This is a genomic window from Streptomyces sp. NBC_01478, from assembly GCF_036227225.1.
Classification (GTDB): Bacteria; Actinomycetota; Actinomycetes; order Streptomycetales; family Streptomycetaceae; genus Streptomyces.
In genome coordinates this window covers 3,981,426-3,998,759 of sequence record NZ_CP109444.1, presented here as the reverse complement: position 1 = coordinate 3,998,759, position 17,334 = coordinate 3,981,426, and the positions used below count along the sequence as shown (strand labels likewise).

Below are 17,334 nucleotides of genomic sequence, written 5' to 3'. Positions count from 1 at the left end.
TGTGAACCCGGAAGCCGCAGGTCACGTCGCCTCACACACCACCCGCACCCCACCGTGAACCCCCGGAAAAGACCCGTCATTCCGGCGCAACGGGGCGGCAACCTCCCCCCGCCACCATCACTCCATGACGGCGTCGCATCATCCCCACGACGACTCCACGACCCTCGACAGTACGGCGCATCTCATGAACCGGATCAGCAGCCAACTCGCCGACCAGCTCAGCCTCGTCTCCCTGGACGGCAGCCGGCGCCCCGGCCCGCCCGCGCTCGTGCTGGTGGCCCACGGGAGCCGGGACCCGCGCGCCCTGAGCACCGTACGAGCCCTCGTGGAACGCGTCCGCGAACTCCGCCCCGGCCTCCCCGTCCACCTGGGCCACATCGAACTCAACGAGCCCCGCCTCCCGGACACCCTGGCCGCACTCGGCCCCACGGACGCCGTCCTGGTCCCCCTCCTCCTGGCCCGCGGCTACCACGTCAAGCAGGACATCCCCGAGCTGGCGGCAGCCGCACCGGCACGCACGCGCGTGGCACCCCCTTTGGGCCCGCACCCCCTTCTGGTGGAGACGTTGTACGACCGCTTGGTGGAGGCGGGTTGGCGCACCAGGACGGACGACCGCACCCGCCGGGGGAGCGCCGTGGTCCTGGCCGCGGCAGGTTCAAGGGATCCGGAATCCAAGCTGGACACCAACCACACGGCCCACCTCCTGGCCGACCGCCTGGGAGTCCCCGTGATCCCCGCCTACGCCTCGGCGGCGACCCCCACGGTCCAGGCAGCCGTCCGCGCACTGGCCGCCCGAGGCCACCACAGGGTGGCAGTGGCCTCCTGCTTCACGGCCCCCGGCCGCTTCGCCACACAGTGCGCGGAGCAGGCCCCATGGATCGCATCAGCACCTCTGGGAGCCCACCCCGCAATGGCCCGCTTGGTCCTCCACCGCTACGACCAGGCGTTGGCGACGCCGGAAGTCACGACCCCGGAACTGGCCTCGGCTTGAAAGCACCGGAGGGGCCGTTTCCCTAAGGGGCGCGGGGCTGTATCGACGTGCGGCTCCGCCGCGTGGGCGCGACCAGCCACAACGCACCCGCAGACGCAGGACAACCGCACCCGGCAACCCCATCCGCGCCCCGCAACTCCCGAATTGTCACTACCGCCGCTTACTGTCGAAGCATGGACGGCACCGCACCACCCCCCGCTTACGACCCGACGTCAGTCGCCCGCTGGGCAACAGAGCCCGACAAACGCCCCGGCCGCACCGCCTTCCAACGCGACCGCGCCCGCGTACTCCACTCCGCCGCCCTACGCCGCCTCGCGGGCAAGACCCAGGTAGTCACCCCAGGAACCCGCAGCCAGGCCTGGGACGCCAGCCCCCGCACCCGCCTGACCCACTCCCTGGAATGCGCCCAGGTGGGCCGGGAGCTGGGCGCGGCCCTGGGCTGCGACCCCGACCTCGTGGAAGCCGCCTGCCTCTCCCACGACCTGGGCCACCCTCCCTTCGGCCACAACGGCGAACAGGCGCTGAACGAATTCGCGGACGACTGCGGCGGCTTCGAGGGCAACGCCCAGTCCCTGAGACTCCTCACCCGCATCGAACCGAAGCGCTTCGTAAGAAGCGACACGACCGGCGAGATGGTGAGCGTGGGCCTCAACCTCACCCGGGCCACCCTCGACGCCGCCACCAAGTACCCCTGGCCGCGCGGAGCGCACCCCACCGACCCCAAGTCCCCCAAGTTCGGCGTCTACGACGACGACAGACCCGTGTTCGACTGGGTCCGCGAGAACGCGCCCGGCACGCGCACGTGCTTCGAGGCCCAGGTCATGGACTGGTCGGACGACGTGGCGTACTCGGTGCACGACGTCGAGGACGGCCTGCACGCGGGCCACATCGACCCCAACTGCCTGCACGCCGAACCGGAACGCCAGGAGATCTTCAAGGTCGCCATCGGCCGCTACGTCCCCGCGGACACGGCCCCCGACGAACTCGCCGAGGCGCTGGACCGGCTCCAGAACCAACCGTGGTGGCCGCACGGCTACGACGGTTCGGCCGTGGCGCAGGCCCGCCTGAAGGACGCCACCAGCCAGCTCATCGGCCGCTTCTGCCTGGCCGCCGAGTCCGCCACGCGCGCGGCGTACGGCACCGGCCGCCTCACCCGCTACGACGCCGAACTCGTCGTACCGCACGAGGCACGGCTGGAGTGCGCGGTCCTCAAGGCGGTCGCCGACCGGTACGTGATGCAGCGCGCGGAGCAGGAGCGCATCCGCGCCGACGAGCGCATCGTGGTCGCCGCACTCGCCGAGGCGCTCACGACCCGCGCCCCCGACGGCCTGGAGCCGCAGTTCCGCGCCCAGTTCGACGAAGCGCCCGACGACCGTGCGCGCAAGCGTGTGATCGTCGATCAGATCGCCTCGCTGACGGACGCGTCGGCGCGGTCTCTTCACGCACATCTCACGTCGCTGGGGCACAGTGACGCGAAACAAGCCCGAATGTGACCCTCCGTGGCCTGATCGGGCCACACCCCCTTCCCGCATCACACTGCGTGCGGGAGGCTCGCCTATGGCGGCACCGTTACGAGGAGGCATCAAGTGGTCGACGCGGATCAGACATTCGTCATCGTCGGAGGAGGCCTGGCCGGCGCAAAGGCGGCCGAGACGCTCCGGGCGGAGGGCTTCACCGGCCGCGTGATACTGATCTGCGACGAACGCGACCACCCGTACGAGCGCCCGCCGCTGTCCAAGGGCTACCTCCTCGGTAAAGAGGAGCGCGACACCGTCTTCGTCCACGAACCCGCCTGGTACGCGCGCAACGACATCGAGCTGCACCTCGGCCAGACCGTCGACGCCATCGACCGTACGGCGAAGACGGTCCGCTTCGGAGACGACGGCACCCTTGTCCGCTACGACAAGTTGCTCATCGTCACCGGCTCCGAGCCCCGCCGGCTCGACATCCCGGGCACGGACCTCGCGGGCGTCCACCACCTGCGCCGCCTCTCGCACGCCGAGCGCCTGAAGCACGTCCTGGCGTCCCTGGGGCGGGACAACGGCCATCTGGTGATCGCCGGCGGCGGCTGGATCGGCCTGGAGGTCGCGGCGGCGGCCCGCGAGTACGGCGCAGAGGTCACCGTCGTGGAACCCTCGCAGACCCCGCTGCACGGCGTCCTCGGCCCCGAACTGGGCCAGCTCTTCGCCGACCTGCACGCCGAGCACGGCGTCCGCTTCCACTTCGGCGCCAGGCTCACCGAGATCGTCGGCCAGGACGGCATGGTCCTCGCGGCCCGCACCGACGACGGCGAGGAGCACCCCGCGCACGACGTCCTCGCGGCCATCGGCGCGGCCCCCCGCACCGCGCTCGCCGAGGCGGCGGGCCTGGAGCTGGCCGACCGCGCGCACGGCGGCGGCATCGCGGTCGACGAACGGCTGTGCACCTCCGACCCCGACATCTACGCGGCCGGTGACGTGGCCGCCTTCCACCACGCCCTCTTCGACACCCGGCTGCGCGTGGAGCACTGGGCCAACGCCCTCAACGGCGGCCCGGCGGCGGCCCGCGCGATGCTCGGCAAGGACGTCACCTACGACCGCGTGCCCTATTTCTTCTCCGACCAGTACGACTTGGGTATGGAGTACTCCGGCTGGGCGCCCCCGGGTTCCTACGACGAAGTGGTGATCCGGGGAGACGCGGGCAAGCGGGAGTTCGTCGCCTTCTGGCTGAAGGAGGGACGTGTCCTGGCCGGGATGAACGTGAATGTGTGGGACGTCACAGAGCCCATCCAGCAGCTCATCCGCTCCCGTACCCGCGTGGACACCGAGGCCCTCGCGGACCCACACGTTCCACTGGACAGCCTGGTCTCCTGAACCGTCTCGTCGTCACTGGTGTCAGTCCGGCCCCGTAGAATTCACGCGTGGCAGGACGGATCAACGACGAGGACGTGAAGGCGGTTCGGGACGCGGTCCCGATCGACGCCGTGGTGTCCGAGTACCTCCAGTTGCGGAACGCGGGCGGCGGCAACCTCAAGGGCCTCTGCCCGTTCCACGACGAGAAGTCGCCGTCCTTCCAGGTCAGCCCCAGCAAGGGTCTCTTCCACTGCTTCGGCTGCCAGGAGGGCGGCGACACCATCACGTTCGTGATGAAGGTCGACCACCTCACCTTCTCGGAGTCGGTCGAGCGCCTGGCCGCCCAGGCCGGCATCACGCTGCGGTACGAGGAGGGCGGGTACAACCCCGCCCACCAGCGCGGCGAGCGCATCCGCCTGGTCGAGGCCCACAAGGCCGCCGCGGACTTCTACGTGGAGCAGCTCGCCGTCAGCCCCGAGGCGGACGCCGGCCGCAAGTTCCTCGCCGAGCGCGGCTTCGACCAGTCGGCCGCCGAGCACTTCTCCGTCGGCTACAGCCCGCAGGGCTGGGACCACCTCACCAAATACCTCCGCGGCAAGGGCTTCAGCGACAAGGAGATCCTCCTCTCCGGCCTCGCCCAAGAGGGCCGCCGCGGCCCCATCGACCGCTTCCGCGGCCGCCTGATGTGGCCGATCCGCGACATCGGCGGCGAGGTCGTCGGCTTCGGCGCACGCAAGCTCTACGAGTCGGACAACGGCCCGAAGTACCTCAACACGCCCGACACCGCGATCTACAAGAAGTCCCAGGTCCTCTACGGCATCGACCTCGCGAAGAAGGACATCGCCAAGTCGAGCCGCGCGGTCGTCGTCGAGGGCTACACCGACGTCATGGCCTGCCACCTCGCCGGGGTCACCACCGCCATCGCGACCTGCGGCACGGCCTTCGGCACCGACCACATCAAGATCCTCCGCAGGCTGCTGATGGACAACGGCTCGGCGCGCGTGATCTTCACCTTCGACGGCGACGCGGCCGGCCAGAAGGCGGCCCTGCGCGCCTTCGAGGACGACCAGAAGTTCGCCGCCGAGACGTACATCGCGATCGCGCCGGACAACATGGACCCCTGCGAGCTGCGCCTCGCCAAGGGCGACGAGGCGGTCGCCGACCTGGTCGAACCCCGCACGCCCCTCTTCGAGTTCGCGCTCCGCCAGATCGTCGTCCGCTACGACCTCGACACCCCCGCCGGCCGCGCCGCCGCCCTGGACGAAGCCGCCCCCATCGTCGCCCGCATCAAGAACAGCGGCGCCCAGCACGAGGTCGCCGTCCAGCTCGCCGGCATGCTCGGCATCCTCGACACCCAGTTCGTGGTCAAGAGGGTCGCCCAGCTCGCCCGTTGGGCTCGCGACCGGGGCGGCAAGGGCCCGGCACCGACCAGGGGCAACGCCGAGCAGCAGTACGACACCACCGCCCGCCCCCCCACCGGCGGCCCCGCCCTCACCCTCCGCAACCCCGTCTTCGCCACCGAGCGCGAACTCCTCAAACTCGCCCTCCAGCGCCCCGACTTGGTCTCCCCGGCCTTCGACGCGTACGGCGTCGACGAGTTCACCGCCCCGCCGTACGCCGCCGTACGCGAGGCGATCATCGAGGCGGGCGGCGCCGAGTACGGCCTCCAGGACGCCCAGGACTATCTCGTCCGCGTCCGCGAGGCGGCACCGGACGACGCGGTCCGCGCGATGGTCACCGAGCTCGCCGTCGAGGCGATCCTGCGCCGCACGGTCGACGAGAACTACGCGGGCGAGCAGCTCGTCACCGTCCGCCGAAGAGCCGTGGTGCGCCGTATCCACGACATCCAGGGCGCGCTCACCCGCCTCGGCAGCCACGGAGACTCGGCCGAACTGGCCGCCGTACAGAACGAGTTGTGGGTCCTTCAGCAGTACGACCAGGCACTCCAGGTGCACGGCGCCACAGCGCTCTGAGCACGTAGTCACGGAACGGACTCAAAAAGTCACCGCACGCCCCTCGTGGCGGCGATGTGTCGTACTCCACACTGGGTTCCGGTGCCTGAGTCCTCGGAGCGCGGCCGATCCGTCCCCAGCGGGTCCTTCACCCCCGCGGTTCCGCTCATCGAGTACGGGACGGATTGCGGCGAGGCCGCCCACTCCGCCCCTGAAGTACCGCTGCCGTACCCCCTGGCAGCGATCATCCTGGAGGTCGCCCCCGTGCAGACCCAGACCCTCGACCAGACCGAGACCAGCACGACGGACGGCGCGGAACCGGAAGCGGAGACCGATGTCCTCGCGACCGTCCCTCCGCAGAGCCGTGCCGCGCACCACCCCGAAAACGCGGACCCGGAGAGCCCGCCCGAGCTCGAAGAACCGACGGCCGAAGCGGTGGAGACCGCCGAGGCCCCCGAGCCCGTACGGCCCCGCAGCCGGGTCGCCGCCGACAACGGCGCCCCCTCCTCGGACCTGTTCCGCCAGTACCTGCGCGAGATCGGCCGCATCCCGCTGCTCACCGCGGCCGAGGAGGTCGACCTCGCCCGCCGCGTCGAGGCCGGCCTGTTCGCCGAGGAGAAGCTCGGCGGCGCCTCCGACCTGGACAGCCAACTCGCCCTCGACCTGGACAAGTTGGTCGTCATGGGCCGGATGGCCAAGCGCCGCCTGATCGAGGCGAACCTGCGGCTCGTCGTCTCCGTCGCGAAGCGGTACGTCGGACGCGGGCTGACCATGCTCGACCTCGTGCAGGAGGGAAACCTCGGCCTGATCAGGGCAGTTGAGAAATTCGACTACGCCCGCGGCTACAAGTTCTCGACGTACGCCACCTGGTGGATCCGGCAGGCCATGTCCCGCGCCCTCGCCGACCAGGCCCGCACGATTCGCGTCCCGGTGCATGTCGTCGAACTGATCAACCGGGTCGTCCGCGTCCAGCGCCGGATGCTCCAGGAGCGCGGCTACGAGCCGACGCCGGAGGAAGTCGCCGACCACCTCGACCTCGCGCCCGAGCGCGTCAGCGAGGTGCTCCGGCTGGCTCAGGAGCCGGTGTCGTTGCACGCGCCGGTGGGGGAGGAGGACGACGTTGCCCTCGGTGATCTGATCGAGGACGGCGATGCGACGAGTCCCGTGGAGTCGGCCGCGTTCATCCTTCTCCGGCAGCACCTGGAGGCTGTCCTGTCGACGCTGGGGGAACGTGAACGGAAGGTCGTACAGCTCAGGTACGGCTTGGCCGACGGGCGTCCGCGCACGCTGGAGGAGATCGGGCGGATCTTCGGGGTAACCCGGGAACGGATCCGCCAGATCGAGTCGAAGACTCTCAACAAGCTGAGGGACCACGCTTTTGCGGATCAGCTCAGGGGCTATCTGGACTGATGCCGGGTGCGGGCCGGTGGGGGCTGGCCGCGCCCCGCGGCGGAGCCGCAAATGTACACAGCCCCGCGCCCCTGAAACACGAGCGCGTTTAGGGGCGCGGGGAACTGCGCGACCAGCCGCGGCGGACCGTCAGCCGAACGACGGCCCGCCGCAACGCAGTTAGTCGACTTCCGCCACCGCCTGCGCGAACTGCGCCTTGTACAACCGCGCATACGCCCCGTCCGCCGCCAACAGCTCGGCATGCGCGCCCTGTTCGACGATGGAGCCGTTCTCCATGACCAGGATCGTGTCCGCGTCCCGGATCGTGGAGAGCCGGTGCGCGATCACGAACGACGTACGCCCATGGGCGAGTTTGGCCATGGCCTTCTGGATCAACACCTCCGTACGCGTGTCGACCGACGACGTCGCCTCGTCGAGGACGAGGATCGTCGGGTCGGACAGGAACGCCCGCGCGATGGTGATGAGTTGCTTCTCACCGGCGCTGACGCCCGTGCCCTCGTCGTCGATGACGGTGTCGTAGCCGTCGGGCAGCGTACGGACGAACCGGTCGGCGTGCGCCGCCCGCGCCGCCTCCTCGATCTCGCCCCGGGTGACCTCCCGGGACGCGCCGTACGCGATGTTGTCGGCGATCGAGCCGCCGAACAGCCAGGTGTCCTGGAGCACCATGCCGATGTGGGCGCGGAGTTCGTCCCGGGACATCCGCGCGATGTCGACGCCGTCGAGGGTGATACGCCCGCCGGACACTTCGTAGAACCGCATGAGGAGGTTGACGAGGGTGGTCTTGCCGGCGCCCGTCGGGCCGACGATCGCGACCGTGTGGCCCGGTGCCACCGTCAGCGAGAGGTCCTCGATGAGCGGCTTGTCGGGGTCGTAGCGGAAGGAGACGTGCTCCAGGGCGACCAGGCCGCGGAGTTCGGCGGGGCGTTCGCTCGGCATGGGGTCGGGCTGCTGCTCCTCGGCGTCGAGGAGTTCGAAGACGCGTTCCGCCGAGGCGACGCCGGACTGGACCAGGTTCGCCATCGACGCGACCTGGGTGAGCGGCATCGAGAACTGGCGCGAGTACTGGACGAAGGCCTGCACGTCACCGATGGAGAGTGAGCCCGAGGCGACCCGCAGGCCGCCGACGACCGCGACCAGCACGTAGTTGAGGTTCGACACGAACATCATCAGCGGCTGCATGACCCCGCTGTTGAACTGCGCCTTGAAGCCCGCCTCGTAGAGCGCGTCGTTCTGCTCGGCGAAGAGCTTCGCCGACTCGTCCTGCCGGCCGAAGACCTTCACCAGGTTGTGGCCGGTGTACATCTCCTCGACGTGCGCGTTGAGCTTGCCCGTCGAGCGCCACTGCTGCACGAAGTGCGGCTGCGAGCGCTTGCCGATGCGGGTGGCGACGAGGAACGACAGCGGTACGGTCACCAGCGCGACCAGGGCGAGCAGCCAGGACACCCAGAACATCATCGCGAGGACGCCGATGATCGTGAGCACCGAGTTGATGAGCTGGCCCATCGACTGCTGGAGCGTCTGCCCGATGTTGTCGATGTCGTTGGTCGCGCGCGAGAGGACCTCGCCGCGCTGCCGCTTGTCGAAGTACGACAGCGGGAGGCGCGACATCTTCGTCTGCACGTCCTCGCGCAGCCGGAACATGGTCCGGTTGACCGCCCGGTTGACCATCCGGGTCGCCACCGCCATCAGCAGCCCGGCCACCAGGAACGTGCCCAGCGCGAGCAGCAGCACATGACCCACCGAGGTGAAGTCGATGCCCTGGCCCGGCGTGAAGTCCGTGCTCTTCAGCATGTCCGCGACCGAGCCCTGGCCCCGGTCGCGCATCGCCTGCAGGGCCTGCGCCTTGGTCGTTCCGGCCGGCATCTGCCGCCCGATGATGCCCGCGAAGACCAGGTCGGTGGCGTTGCCGAGGATCTTCGGCCCCACCACGTTCAGCCCGACGCTGAGCACCACACACACCAGCAGGATGCCGATGGTCAGCCGCTCCGGCCTGAACTGGCCGATCAGCCGCTTGCCGGACACCTTGAAGTCCATCGAACGGGCGTCGGGGCCCGTCCCGGCCATCATCCGCCCCATGGGCCCGGCCATCAGGCAGCCTCCGCTTCCGTCAACTGGGAGAGCACGATCTCCCGATACGTCTCGTTGTCCGCCATCAGTTCGTGATGCCGGCCCGACCCCACAACCCGACCCTCGTCGAGTACGACGATCCGGTCCGCGTCCCTGATCGTCGCCACCCGCTGCGCCACGATCACCACGGTCGCCTCGGCGGTCTCCTGCGCGAGCGCCGCCCGCAGCGCCGCGTCCGTCGCGTAGTCGAGCGCGGAGAAGGAGTCGTCGAAGAGGTAGATCTCCGGCCGCTGCACCAGCGTGCGCGCGATCGCGAGCCGCTGCCGCTGACCGCCGGAGACATTCGTGCCGCCCTGCGCGATGGGGGAGTCCAGCCCGTTCTCCAGCCCCTCGACGAATCCCTTGGCCTGCGCCACCTCCAGCGCGTGCCACAACTCCTCGTCCGTCGCGTCCGGGTTGCCGTAGCGAAGGTTGGTCGCCACCGTGCCCGCGAAGAGGTACGGCTTCTGCGGGACCAGGCCGACCGTCTTGGCGAGCAGTACCGGGTCGATGGTCGCCACGTCGACTCCGTCGACGAGGACCTCGCCGTCGGTCGTGTCAACCAGGCGCGGGACCAGACTCAGAAGGGTGGACTTTCCGCTGCCGGTCGAGCCGATCACGGCCGTCGTCTCGCCCGGGCGGGCCACCAGGTCGATGGACTTCAGTACGGGTTCCTCGGCACCCGGGTAGCAGAAGCCGACCCCGCGGACCTCCAGATGCCCGTGCCGGCGCAGCTCGAAGACGGGAGCCACCGGCGGCACGACACTGCTCTCGGTGTCGAGGACCTCCTCGATGCGCTCGGCGCAGACCTCCGCGCGCGGCACCATCATGAACATGAAGGTGGCCATCATCACGGACATCACGATCTGCATCAGATAGGCGAGGAACGCCGTCAGATCGCCGATCTGCATCCCGCCGCTGTCGATCCGGTGCGCACCGAACCACACCACGGCGATCGACGACAGGTTCACCGTGGTCATGACCACCGGGAACATCAGCGCGAGCAGATTGCCGGTCTTCAACTGCATCTCGGTCAGATCGGAGTTGGCCTTCCGGAACCGGTCCTTCTCGTACTCGTCCCGGACGAAGGCACGGATGACACGGTTGCCGGTGATCTGCTCGCGCAGCACCCGGTTCACCGAGTCCAGGCGCACCTGCATCGCCCGGAACAGCGGCCGCAGCCGCCGCACGATGATCGTCACGCAGATCGTGAGCGTCGGCACCACCGCGATCAGCACCGCGGACAGCGGCACGTCCAGACCGAGCGCCAGGATGATCCCGCCGACGCACATGATCGGCGCGGACACGAGCAGCGTGAACGTCATCAGGGCCAGCATCTGGACCTGCTGCACGTCATTGGTCGTACGCGTGATCAGCGAGGGCGCGCCGAAGTGGCCGACCTCGCGGGCCGAGAACGACTGCACCCGGTCGAAGATGGCGGCCCGGATGTCCCGGCCGACGGCCGCCGCGGTGCGGGCGCCGTAGTAGACGGCACCCGTGTTGCACACGACCTGGACGAGCGAGATCCCGATCATCAGGGCGCCGAACGACAGGATGTAACCGGTGTCACCCTTGACGACACCGTTGTCGATGATGTGCGCGTTGAGGGTGGGCAGGTAGAGGGTGGCGCAGGTCTGCAGGAACTGCAGCAGCACCAGCAGGGAGATGGGTTTCCTGTAGGGCCTGAGATAGGTCCGCAGAAGTCGTATGAGCACGCTGGGTCTCTCGGAGTCGGCGGGTGGGGGGTGGGCGGTCTGCCCCTCGCCCCCATCGTCCGACACTCCACCCGCGTTACCTCAACTGATTAAGCCAAGAGCAGTGCCACATGCGCCCTTATGAACCCTTAAGAGCGGAACGCGAGAACTCCTACGAGCGGAACGCGCCCGGATGGGTCTGTTCCCGTACGGACACGTACTGCTGACGCACCGCCTGTCCTACGGCCAGTTCGTCACCCGGCTCGAAGACCTGGGCGACCGGACCCTGCCAGGGCGGGGGAGTGCGCGGGTCGAGGGTGCCCTGGGAGACACCGAGCGCCCAGGCGGCCTGCCGGGCGGCGCCGATCGCGGCGTAGTCGGCGGGCTGCGGTACGACGATCTGCGTCCCGAAGAGCGCGGGCGCCGCGGCCTGTACGGCGGGCAGTTCGGCGGCCGACCCGAGCAGGAAGAGGCGGCGCACCGCGACGCCCCGCCCGCGCAGCACGTCCAGCGCGTCCGCGAGCCCGCACAGCATGCCCTCGAACGCGGCCCGCGCCAGATGCTCCGCCTTCATCGACTCCCGCCGCAGCCCGGCCAGCGTCCCGGCGGTGTGCGGCAGATTGGGCGTCCGCTCACCCTCCAGATACGGCAGGAACACCAGCCCGTGCGCCCCCGGCGTCGACTTCATCGCCAGCTCGGACAGACTCTCCAGATCGGACAGCCCGAGCAGCTCGGCGGCGCCGCGCAGCGTCCGTACGGCATTGAGTGTGGTGACGACCGGCAGATGCATTCCGGTCGCGTCGGCCAGCGAGGTGATCATCCCGCTCTGGTCGACGAGCGCCTCATGATGAACGGCCATCACGGACCCGGAAGCGCCGAGCGAGACGACCGCGTCCCCGAACCCGATGCCGAGCCCGAAGGCGGCGGCCATGGTCTCGCCGGTGCCGGCGGAGATCAGCAGCCCCTCCGGAGTCGTACCGGCCGCGTCGGAGGGTCCGATCACCTCGGGCAGCATGGCCTGGTGGCCGAGGGCCAGTTCGACGAGATCGGGCCGGTAGCCGCCACTGGCGGCGGACCAGTACCCGGTCCCGGAGGCCCCGCCACGATCGGTGGTCCTGCGCACCGGCCGCCCGAGCAACTGCCACACCAGCCAGTCGTGGGCCTGCATCAGCACCGCGGTCCGCCGCGCGTTGTCGGGCTCGGTCTTGTTGAGCCAGCGGAGCTTGGTGACGGGCTGCGCGGCCTGCGGTACGGAACCCACCGCCTGCGCCCACGCCTCACGCCCGCCGAGCGCGTCGATCAGATCGGCCGCCGCGACCTGCGCCCGCTTGTCACCGCCGACCATCGCGGGCCGCACGGTGTTGCCCTGCGAGTCCAACGGCACGACCGCGTTCTGCTGCGCGGACACACCGATGGCCTGCACACCTTCGAGCAGCCCCCCGCCGGCCGCCTCGCCCAGCGACAGCAGCCAGGCCTGCGGATCGACATCGGAGGGCCGCCCGCCGCCCTCGGTCTCGGTTTCGACCGGATGCGGCGCATATCCCTGCCTGAGCACGGACCCCGTGTCCGTGTCACAGACAACGATGCGAGTGAAATCGGGCGAACTGTCCAACCCGGCGACTATCCCCATGGCAGAAATTCTGCCGTACGGCGGGAGGTGACCGCGCCGGGTCGCGACTCCCTAGGTGTTGCTGGTGCCCCAGTCGTCCTCGCCCGTGCCGTTCGCGTTGCGCTCACGCAGGGACCGTACGCGCTGGGCCACCGAGTCGGGGACCCGGTCGCCCACCTTGTCACCGACCGCGTGGTACGCCTTGCCCGCGAACTGGCGGCCCTGCTGCGCCGCGCTCTCGGCGGTGTTGCGGACCGCCGGGTTCTGCGCGACCTGACGCGCCGACTTCTTGAGCTGCTCGTAGCGCTCGCGTCCGGCCCGTGTGCCCAGCACGTAACCCAGAGCCAGTCCGACGACGAACGTGAGCTTGTAGCGCATGACGGCCACCCTTCCCTTGCGTAGGTCCCTTGCACAGGTCTCCGGCGCGGCATCGGTGCCGGGGGAACCGATTGGCGGAGCACCCCCCTGCTTGCGCTAATGTATGTGTCGCAGCGAGCACACGCCCCCTGGCGAATACCCAGGGAGGTACGTTCGATGCAACGAGGCATTCCCCTGTAGCTCAATTGGCAGAGCAGCCGGCTGTTAACCGGCAGGTTACTGGTTCGAGTCCAGTCGGGGGAGCTTCGATCTTCCGTAGCTCAATTGGCAGAGCAGCCGGCTGTTAACCGGCAGGTTACTGGTTCGAGTCCAGTCGGGAGAGCGCAGTGAGGAAGCAGTGATGAGGACCCCGTTGGGGTCCTTTTTCATGTCCCCCGGAACCGCTCGCGGCAGGCCGCAGTCCTCATGGTCGTGCGAAGTCGACCATCCGAAGCAGGAGATCGTATGAGCGGCTATGCTGCGGCAGACGGCGCGTACAAATGTGCGCGACGCGCCGTAATGGGGCGGTAGCTCAGCCGGTTAGAGCAGCGGACTCATAATCCGTCGGCCGTGGGTTCGAGTCCCACCCGCCCCACCTGTGCAGGTCCTTGACCTGCGGAAACGTTTGTTTTTGGGTGTCGGGGCGTCAACTTTGCCTGGACGGACTGAATTCGCTGCCCGTGGGTTTGGGGTTCGGCGGTGTTCGGCGAGTTCCCACCCCTCTGAGCTGCGGCAGAGTGGGTTCTCGAGGTCGTTGCTCGCGATCCGGGCGACTGCCTTGAGGGCCGATACGAAGACCCAGGGGCCGTGCAGGGGCCGGGACAACGCAGCCGTGTTCAGGCCGATGGTGTCTCCGGGCCTATTCGTTGTCCCATTTGCCGGGTGCGCGGTCTGGGGCTGCCGTCCACGGTGCGGCCGGTGAGCGGGCGCGAGTAGGGCGCCGTCGGCTGTTTCATCGTGCTGTTTTTGACTGGTAGGGCCGCTGGAACGGGTACCGACAGGCCTCGGCCAGTTGGCCGAGCGGAGCAGCGACGGTGTCTTGATCAGGTGTGTGGTGGCGTTCAAGCCGTCCGCGGGTGCCGTGAAGGGCCGCTACAGACGAAGGCCGGGGAAGGGGGCTGCGAGGCGCGTTCTTGGCCTTGTCGTCGGCATTGATCGGCCACGTCCTCTGCGTCGGCCCGGGACGTCCGGGGCCCCGCGGCCCTGGCCGGCAGCGCCCGGCGCGAGTCCAACCGACCGACCGCATCGCGCAGTTGGGCGCTGGTGGGGGCGTCCGGGCGCAACCAGGGGGACAGGTCCGCCGTCCGCGGCAGGGGACCACGTGCTACCGACGCTTCGAGCTACGCCAGCCGGTCGTCCGATCCACTCGCCCGGAGGACACGGTCCAGAGCTTCGGTGGAAGTCTGCCCTCCGTCTTCCCTGGGATTCCGGAACGCGCGAGACTGCACTATGCCTTTCGTGGGACGACCGTCTCCGCCCCCGACGTGGGGTCTGGCGGCTACCCTCACCGGGCACGGCAAAGCCGTGAACACGGTGGGGTTCAGTCCGGACGGGCGGCTGCTGGCGTCCGGAAGCGGCGACCGGACTGTGATCCTCTGGGATGTCACCGATGCAGCCCACCCGACCCGGGCCGCCGACCTCACGGGCCACGGCAGAGCGGTGAACGCGGTGGGGTTCAGTCCGGACGGGCGGGTGCTGGCGTCCGGAAGCGGCGACCGGATGGTGATCCTCTGGGACGTCACCGACCCGGCACACGTGACCCGGTCGGCGACTCTTGTCCATCAACGCCCTGGCTGGTTGGCGCGTGACGGCTGGCGGCAGGGTGGTGTCCATGCAGTGGATTTCAGTCCGGACGGGCGGTTACTTGCCTGCGGCAGCGACCGAACTGTGATCCTTTGGGACGTCACCGACCCGGCACGCCCGACCCGTTGCGCCGCTGCCACCCACCAACGGCACGTCTGGCTGTCAGGTCCCGTCGGAACGGTGATGTTCAGTCCGGACGGACGGTTGTTGGCCACGGGTTCCTCCGGTGACAAGAACACAGGTGTCCTGTGGGATGTGAGTGAGCCGACGCATCCGGTGCGGACCGCCGTCGTCCGGCCGCAGGTCCGTGATTGGGCGAAGAAGCTCTCTTCAGGCGGGGCGCCTGCCGTCCATTCGGTGGGATTCAGTCCGGACGGACGGTTACTGGCCACCGCAAGCGGGGATTCCGGCGTTGTCTCCGGCACCTTCGGGTCTTGGCAGAATGGCGCCGTCATGGTGTGGGATGTCACCGACCCGGCTCATCCTGTCGGGACAGCCGCCCTCCCCCTTGCCGGCCGTGGGGACGCGGGGCAGATGTATGCGGTGGCGTTCAGTCCTGACGGGCGGTTGCTGGCCTCCGGAGGCGCGAACGCGACCGTGGCCCTGTGGGATGTCGCCGGTCCTGCGCACCTGGCCGCGAGCGCCACTCTCATCGGCCACCGCGGTGCCGTGCGGGCTCTGGCGTTCAGTCCGGACGGACGGCTGCTGGCCAGCTGCGGCGCCGACAGAACGGTGAGGTTGTGGGACGGGAGCTGACGCGCTCAAGCGCCGATCACCGTCGGCGACGCAGATCTGGAAGGCGGCGCGAGCGTGGCTGTGGCGGTCGTCGGCCGCAGTGGGTGGCGCGGCGAGGCGTCGTATCCGGGCAGCAGCCGCGGGGTGGCGGATCATCCGTACGCGTCGCCAGGTGCCGCCGTACGAGGGCCGGACGCGGCGCCCGTCAGTCGGTTTGTATCTTCCTCGCCGTCCTGCAAGGTGTTGGAGCGTCAACTTTGCCTGGACGGACTCAATCCGCTGCTCGCGGGTTTGGGGTTCGGCGGTGCTTGGGGGAGTTCGAACCCCTTTGACCTGTGGTGGAGCAGGTGGCCGAGGTTGTCGCTCGCGGTCCGGGCGGCTGTCCTGAGGGCCGATGGTGCGCTTGGTGTTCAGTGGCAGCAGGTGGCTGCTGAGAGAGCGTCTGGCGATGGCCGAGGGGCGAGGGAAACGGCCCGAAAGGGAAACTGTGCGGCTGTTCGGTCCCGGTGCTGGTCACGGTGGTGGCTGCCGTCCAGGTTCTGGAGCTGCTGGCAGTCACCGGTCGCTCGTCAGGCCGAACGGCAGCTCCGGGTGAGTGTCCGCCGTCTCGATGAGCCGGTTGTACTTGGCGATGCGCTCGCCACGGGCCGGGGCACCGGACTTGAGCTGGCCGCAGCCGGCGCCGATGACGAGGTCGGCGATGAAGGTGTCCTCGGTCTCGCCGGAGCGGTGCGAGACCATCTGCGTGTAACCGGCCTCGCGGCAGATCCGGATCGCTTCCAGGGTCTCGCTGACGGTGCCGATCTGGTTGACCTTGATCAGGGCGGCGTTGGCGACCTTGCGGTCGACGGCCTCGGTGATGATGGCGGGATCGGTGACGAAGATGTCGTCGCCGACGAGCTGGATCCGTGTCCCCAGGCGAGCGGTGAGCTGTGTCCAGCCGTCCCAGTCGTTCTCGGCGAGGCCGTCCTCGATGGACCAGACGGGGAAGCGGTCGGTCATCTCCTCGTAGCGGTCGATGAGTTGGGCGGAGGTCAGGTCCTGGCCGGCGATGAGGTAGCGGCCGTCGCGGTAGAACGCGCTGGCGGCGGGGTCCAGGGCGATGGCGATGCCGTCGCGGCCCGGGGTGTATCCGGCGTCGTCGATGGCCTCGACCAGCTGGTGCAGGACGTCTTCGGGCCGGTCGATGGCGGGGGCGAAGCCGCCCTCGTCGCCCAGTCCGACCGCATGCCCGGCGGCGGCGAGGCGGGCCCTGAGCCGGGCGTAGACCTCGGCCCCGGCCCGTACGGCCTCGGGCAGACTCGGCGCGCCGAGGGGAGCGAGCATGAACTCCTGGAAGTCCAGGCTGTTGGCGGCGTGGGCGCCGCCGTTGACGACGTTGAAGTGCGGGACCGGCAGCAGCGGTCGGGTTCCGGTGGTCTCGGAGATGCGCTGCCACAACTCCTGGCCGCGAGCTGCCGCCTCGGCGCGGGCGGCGGCGATGGAGACGCCGACGATCGCGTTGGCCCCGAGCCGGGACTTGGTCGGCGTGCCGTCCAACTCGATGAGTACGGCGTCGAGTTCGGCCGCGGAGCCGAAGCGCCGGCCGACGAGCGCCTTGGCGATCTCGCCGTTGACGTGTGCCACCGCCCCGGTGACCCCCTGGCCGCCGTAGCGTGACTGGTCACCGTCGCGCAGTTCGACCGCCTCCCGGGTACCGGTGGACGCGCCGGAGGGCACGCCGGCGCGTACGGTGATGCCGGCCGTGGTGCGCAGGGTCACCGAGAGGGTCGGCCGGGCGCGGGAGTCCAGGATCTCCACCGCGTGCACGTACTCAATGCGTAGCGTCATGGTCGGCTGCCTTCCG

The 17,334-nt window shown here is 69.6% G+C and carries 11 protein-coding genes and 3 tRNA genes; 9 read left to right on the top strand and 5 right to left on the bottom strand.

The window, feature by feature from the left end; genetic code table 11:
* Positions 1–124 precede the first annotated feature (124 nt).
* The 5 genes from OG223_RS17920 (at position 125) to OG223_RS17900 (ending at position 7,184) form a co-directional block, all read left to right on the top strand.
* On the top strand, positions 125–991 hold the full coding sequence (locus tag OG223_RS17920; RefSeq protein ID WP_329249262.1) for a sirohydrochlorin chelatase: 867 nt from the start codon (positions 125–127) through the stop codon (positions 989–991).
* A 173-nt stretch (positions 992–1,164) separates the two neighbouring features.
* Complete coding sequence (locus OG223_RS17915; RefSeq protein WP_329249260.1) at positions 1,165–2,484, top strand: deoxyguanosinetriphosphate triphosphohydrolase; 1,320 nt, start codon at positions 1,165–1,167, stop codon at positions 2,482–2,484.
* Between the two features lie 93 nt (positions 2,485–2,577).
* Positions 2,578–3,843, top strand: a complete 1,266-nt coding sequence (locus OG223_RS17910) for an NAD(P)/FAD-dependent oxidoreductase (protein ID WP_329249257.1) — start codon at positions 2,578–2,580, stop codon at positions 3,841–3,843.
* Between the two features lie 47 nt (positions 3,844–3,890).
* Positions 3,891–5,795, top strand: a complete 1,905-nt coding sequence (gene dnaG, locus OG223_RS17905) for a DNA primase (protein ID WP_329249254.1) — start codon at positions 3,891–3,893, stop codon at positions 5,793–5,795.
* Between the two features lie 81 nt (positions 5,796–5,876).
* Positions 5,877–7,184 carry an RNA polymerase sigma factor gene (locus OG223_RS17900; RefSeq protein ID WP_329249251.1) on the top strand — a complete coding sequence of 436 codons (1,308 nt, stop codon included), beginning with the start codon at positions 5,877–5,879 and terminating at the stop codon, positions 7,182–7,184.
* Between the two features lie 159 nt (positions 7,185–7,343).
* On the opposite strand, the gene OG223_RS17895 is transcribed toward OG223_RS17900, so the two are convergent.
* The 4 genes from OG223_RS17895 to OG223_RS17880 form a co-directional block, all read right to left on the bottom strand.
* A complete protein-coding gene (locus OG223_RS17895) occupies positions 7,344–9,272 on the bottom strand; it encodes an ABC transporter ATP-binding protein (RefSeq protein WP_329249248.1) in 1,929 nt (642 codons plus the stop codon).
* Positions 9,272–11,005, bottom strand: a complete 1,734-nt coding sequence (locus OG223_RS17890; protein WP_329249245.1) for an ABC transporter ATP-binding protein — start codon at positions 11,003–11,005, stop codon at positions 9,272–9,274. The genes OG223_RS17895 and OG223_RS17890 overlap by 1 nt, the downstream gene beginning before the upstream one ends.
* Before the next feature lie 151 nt (positions 11,006–11,156).
* Positions 11,157–12,614 carry a xylulokinase gene (locus OG223_RS17885; RefSeq protein WP_329249243.1) on the bottom strand — a complete coding sequence of 486 codons (1,458 nt, stop codon included), beginning with the start codon at positions 12,612–12,614 and terminating at the stop codon, positions 11,157–11,159.
* 51 nt (positions 12,615–12,665) lie between these two features.
* Positions 12,666–12,971, bottom strand: coding sequence for a hypothetical protein (locus OG223_RS17880; protein ID WP_019066994.1), 306 nt, complete (start codon positions 12,969–12,971; stop codon positions 12,666–12,668).
* Positions 12,972–13,141: 170 nt separating this feature from the next.
* On the opposite strand from OG223_RS17880, the gene OG223_RS17875 reads away from it, so the two are divergent.
* The 4 genes from OG223_RS17875 (at position 13,142) to OG223_RS17860 (ending at position 15,509) form a co-directional block, all read left to right on the top strand.
* Positions 13,142–13,214: transfer RNA gene (locus OG223_RS17875), tRNA-Asn, on the top strand.
* A gap of 6 nt (positions 13,215–13,220) precedes the next feature.
* Positions 13,221–13,293, top strand: a tRNA-Asn gene (locus tag OG223_RS17870).
* A gap of 178 nt (positions 13,294–13,471) precedes the next feature.
* Positions 13,472–13,545: transfer RNA gene (locus tag OG223_RS17865), tRNA-Ile, on the top strand.
* A gap of 854 nt (positions 13,546–14,399) precedes the next feature.
* The gene (locus OG223_RS17860; protein WP_329265338.1) at positions 14,400–15,509 is read left to right on the top strand and encodes a WD40 repeat domain-containing protein; all 1,110 of its coding nucleotides are present in this window, start codon (positions 14,400–14,402) and stop codon (positions 15,507–15,509) included.
* Positions 15,510–16,043: 534 nt separating this feature from the next.
* Here the strand turns inward: OG223_RS17860 and eno are convergent.
* A complete protein-coding gene (gene eno / locus OG223_RS17855) occupies positions 16,044–17,318 on the bottom strand; it encodes a phosphopyruvate hydratase (protein WP_329249241.1) in 1,275 nt (424 codons plus the stop codon).
* Positions 17,319–17,334: the final 16 nt, after the last annotated feature.